Raw genomic sequence first — 4,219 nt, forward strand, 5'->3', positions numbered from 1 at the left:
CTGCGGGCGAGGCCTGGTCCGCGGAGGAGATCCGCTCCGCGGGCGAGCGCGAGGTGGCGGGGGCCACCGCTGACCGCAGGCGGTTCCACCGGTGCGCGGGGGCCGCCGTCGTGGGCGCGCTGCTCGCCCAGAGCCAGATCATGGAGGTGGCGGACGTGCTCGCGGCCAGCCCGGTACAGCTCGCCCTCGAGCGCGCGAACGAGGCGCTGGGCGAGCTGGTCAACACCCACGAGGTGGTCCCCCCCGCCCACGTGCGCGCGCGCACGGCCCGGCTCCGGCGCGGCCTGGAGCGGCTCGGCCGCCGGTCCATGGCCACGGAGGACTCCCGCCGGCTGCTCGTGCTCGCCGGCCGGGTCGCGGTGCTCGGCGCCGACGCGGCCTTCAAGCAGGGCGACGTCGCCTCCGCCCGCCAGCTCACCGCCGACGGCTACGCGGCCGGCCTCGAGGCCGGCGACGGCCCGCTGTGCGGCTCCGCGCGCGAGGTCGGGGCCGTCAACGAGTTCTACGGCGGGCGTCCCGGCGAGGCCCTGCGCCTCGCCCGGGACGGCCTGCGGCACGTGGGCTCCGGCCCCGTCCGGGCCCGGCTGGTGTGCCAGGAGGCCCGCGCGCTGGCGGCGATGGGAGACGTCCGCGGCGCGGCCGGCAGCCTCGACCACGCCTACGACCTGGCCGACGCCATCCCGGCGGACCGCTGGGGCCGGCCTGGACCCAGCTTCGACACGTTCCACCCGGTCGAGGTCTCCTACAACGCGACCACCGCGCTCTGCCTGCTCGGCCGGCCGCGTGCCGCCCAGGAGCACGCCGAGCTGGCGCTGCCGAAGCTGGACGCGATGAACGCGCCCGGCTTCCGGTCGGTGATCCGGTTCGACCTCGCCCTGGCGATGGCCCGCCAGGGCCGGCTCGAGCTCGACGGCGTCTGCGAGCTCGCGACCGACGCGATCGGCATCTCCTGGGGGCGCACGGTCGCCTCGGTCTCCAGCCGGGCCGACCAACTGCTCGCCGCCACCACCCCGCACGGCGAGGTGCGCCAGGTCAGGGAGCTGGCCGCACTCGTGCGGGAATGGCAGCGCTCGGCATCGGGCCAGCGCCCTGATCCCGGCGCCGTCCCGGCACCGACACTGGATCTCTAGTACTGGTGCCGGGCGTGGCCGGCCCGCGCTCGGAGGCCGATCCGTGGATCCCGAACCAGGTGTCGCCGGGCGCTTCAGCGCGCAGCGGTCGCGGCGCGCGCTCGGTCGCATCTGTTCGAGCGTCGGCCTGGACGACCGCGACGCCGAGCCGATCAAGCTGACCGTGAACGCGGTGTACCGGCTGCCCCGCGAGGCGGCGGTCGTGCGCATCGCCAGCTCCACCGCGATGAACCACCGGGTCGAGAAGGTCGTGCGGGTCGCGCGCTGGCTCGCCGAGCACGAGATGCCGGCGGTCCGGCTGTTCCCCGGCCTGTCCGCCCCGATCACCGTGGACGGGCACGTCGCCACCGTCTGGGTCGACGCGGCCCCTCCCACCGGCGCGCCCGCGGCTCCCGGCGGGGCCGGTGGAGCCGCTGGCGCCCGGGATCTGGCGGCCATCCTGCGCCGGCTGCACGCCCTGCCACCGCCCGATCCGCCGCTGCCGGTGTGGGACCCGCTCGACGACGTCCGGCGGCGACTCTCCGACGCCGAGGGGCTCGGCGTCGACGACCGGCGGTTCCTGGAGAATCTCGCGCTGCGGGTGGACGAGGCGCTCGCGACCGTGCGGTACGCGTTGCCGCGCACCGTCGTCCACGGGGACGCGCACCTGGGCAACCTCATCCGGTCGGCGACGGGCGAGGTCGTGATCTGCGACTTCGACGCGACCTGCCAGGGGCCGGCGGAGTGGGATCTTGTCCCGGTGGCGGTGGGCACGCTGCGCTTCGGCCGCCCGCCCACGCCGCAGCTCGAGCTGGCCCGCGCCTACGGATTCGACGTCACCGCCTGGGAGGGGTTCGGGGTGCTGCGCTCCGTGCGCGAGCTGAAGCTGGTGACGAGCGTCGTCCCGATCCTCGCCAGCAGCCCGACGGCCGCGGCCCAGTTCGCGGTCAGGGTGGGCAGCCTCCGCTCGGGCTCCGACCAGACGGTCTGGACCCCTTATCGCTGACGTCAACGCCGGTGCCGGCGCTGGTGGAGGGCCTCGGAAGCGGCAACACGGCGCGGCCGCCCGCGGCCGACCGTCACCCGCAGCGGTCCGCCCCCGGCGGCGGACCGCTGCCCGCCGTTGCCCTGGCAGCATCGGCCCATGGACTCCGAACGCCTCCGGACGCTGCTGAAGGCCGTGTCGAGCGGCCAGGTCGATCCCGAGGATGCCGCCGCGGCGCTGATCGCGGGGCCGCTCGGCGGCGACGGCTCGGGTTTCGCCGACCTCGGCTACGCGCGCGTGGACACCCACCGCGGGATCCGCACCGGTGATCCTGAGGTGGTCTACGGCGCGGGCAAGACCGCGGCGGAGACGGTCGGCATCGTCGAGACGCTCCGCCGGGCCTCGGGAGTCGGGACGCCCACGCTGGTCACCCGGGCCGGAGCGGCCACCGTGGCGGCGCTGCGCGAACGCTGGCCCGACGCGCGGGTCAGCTCCTCGGCTTCGGCCTCGGCCTCGGCCTCGGGCGACGAGCGGCCGGCGACGGTGGTAGTCGGCCCGCTGCCGGAGCCCCGCGGCCGGGTCGTGATCGTCGCCGCCGGCACCTCGGACGCACCCGTCGCCGAGGAGGCCGCCATGACGGCGGAGGCCGCCGGCGCGGGTGTGGAGATGGTCCGCGACGTCGGTGTCGCCGGCCTGCACCGCGTCCTGGCCGCGCGGCCGGTCCTGGACAGCGCCGACTGCCTGGTCGTGATCGCCGGAATGGAGGGCGCCCTGCCGAGCGTGATCGGCGGGCTGGTCGGCGTACCCCTGGTGGCCGTGCCGACCAGCGTCGGGTACGGCGCGAGCTTCGGCGGGCTCGCGGCCCTGCTGGGAATGCTCACCTCCTGCGCACCAGGCATCGCGGTGTGCAACATCGACAACGGGTTCGGCGCGGGCCTGTTCGCCGCCCGGGTCGCCCGCCGGGCCTAGTACCGAGTCGGAACCGACTCGGCGCCACGACCACTCTCGCCTGTTCCTCTCGCCCCGGTGCCGAGCCGAGCCGCCGGGCCGGTGCCGAGGCCCAGGGCCGTCGGCAGCCCGCGGCCCGGACCCGGACCCGGACCCGGCGGGTGCGGCCCTGGGCAGGCGGGATACCGCCATCCGACGATGCGTGGCGGCTGGGTGAGTCCTGGCTGTCACTCAACCGCCGCGGTGGCTCGGCACCGTGCGCAGGGACCTGGCCGGCGTGCATATCTATCGCCTCCAGGGCCCCAGGACTCCTGCACACACCGCCGGCCCGACGACGCGGCCACCAACGGCGAGGCCCTTCGCAAATACCGACGCACTGCCGGCTCCCGAACGCGACCGTGACAGGCCGTGCCGTCACGACCCTCCGACTCATGTCATCCTGGACCGACTCTCGTCGTTGACGGCCCGAACGGAGGAGCCGGGCTGGACAGTGTGCCGGGGCAGGGTTGACCGTGTGATTTCGCCGCACGGCGGCCGTTCATCTCAGGCGGGATCATGAGTACTCGATCATGAACAGGACCGACGACATCGGTGGCGGGGACCGCCCGTCGCCTCGGGACGGCATGTCCGTTGTCGAGGTGACCGGCCCGCAGGACGCTCACCGACACGACGCCCACCGGCAGAGCGCTCACCGGCAGGACGCGGCCGCATCCTACGGAGGAGCCTCGTCCTACGACGTGTCGGCGATCCACTCACCGCCGCCCGGCAGCGGGCCGTACGACGGCGGACCGCACGACGGAGCGGCCCGGCACAGATCGCCGTACGGCAACCACTCGCGTGACGCCCGGCCGCAGGGGTGGTCCGTTGGTGGTCCGGACGACGCCATCGAGGTCGGAGGCCCGGAAGGCTTCAACGATCCGCCGCCGTGGGCACAGCGCCAGCACCAGACACCGGGCTCGCCGCAACACCAGACACCGGGCCCGCCGCCCGCCGTCGATCCCGGGCGACAGATCTGGGCCGGCGACCCGCCGCCGCCCGCGGCGGTGCCCGTCGATCCCTGGCGGGACGGCGCCGCTCCCGCGCCGTCGTACGGCCGGGAGCGCCCCGGATCATGGCAGCAGGCCCGCGGCGACCGCCCGGCGGCACCCATGCCGCCCGTGCCACCGCCCACCGAGGC

Annotated in this window: 3 protein-coding genes and 1 pseudogene; all 4 read left to right on the forward strand. The window is 75.7% G+C overall.

What is annotated here, in order from left to right; genetic code table 11:
- Positions 1-1,130 (forward strand): hypothetical protein (locus FMEAI12_RS08780; protein WP_235013836.1); only part of this gene is annotated, 1,130 nt, incomplete at its 5' end.
- 43 nt (positions 1,131-1,173) lie between these two features.
- A complete protein-coding gene (locus FMEAI12_RS08785) occupies positions 1,174-2,115 on the forward strand; it encodes an aminoglycoside phosphotransferase family protein (protein WP_112105636.1) in 942 nt (313 codons plus the stop codon).
- A gap of 138 nt (positions 2,116-2,253) precedes the next feature.
- A complete protein-coding gene (larB, locus tag FMEAI12_RS08790) occupies positions 2,254-3,063 on the forward strand; it encodes a nickel pincer cofactor biosynthesis protein LarB (RefSeq protein ID WP_112105637.1) in 810 nt (269 codons plus the stop codon).
- A 548-nt stretch (positions 3,064-3,611) separates the two neighbouring features.
- Positions 3,612-4,219, forward strand: a pseudogene (locus tag FMEAI12_RS08795) (hypothetical protein); the annotation flags it as partial.

Origin of the sequence: Parafrankia sp. Ea1.12 (assembly GCF_900465275.1) — a bacterium.
GTDB classification, from domain to species: Bacteria; Actinomycetota; Actinomycetes; order Frankiales; family Frankiaceae; genus Parafrankia; species Parafrankia soli.

Excerpts from the sequence above, each read along its gene's own strand:
- larB (WP_112105637.1), top strand. The coding sequence starts at position 2,254 with ATGGACTCCGAACGCCTCCGGACGCTGCTGAAGGCCGTGTCGAGCGGC.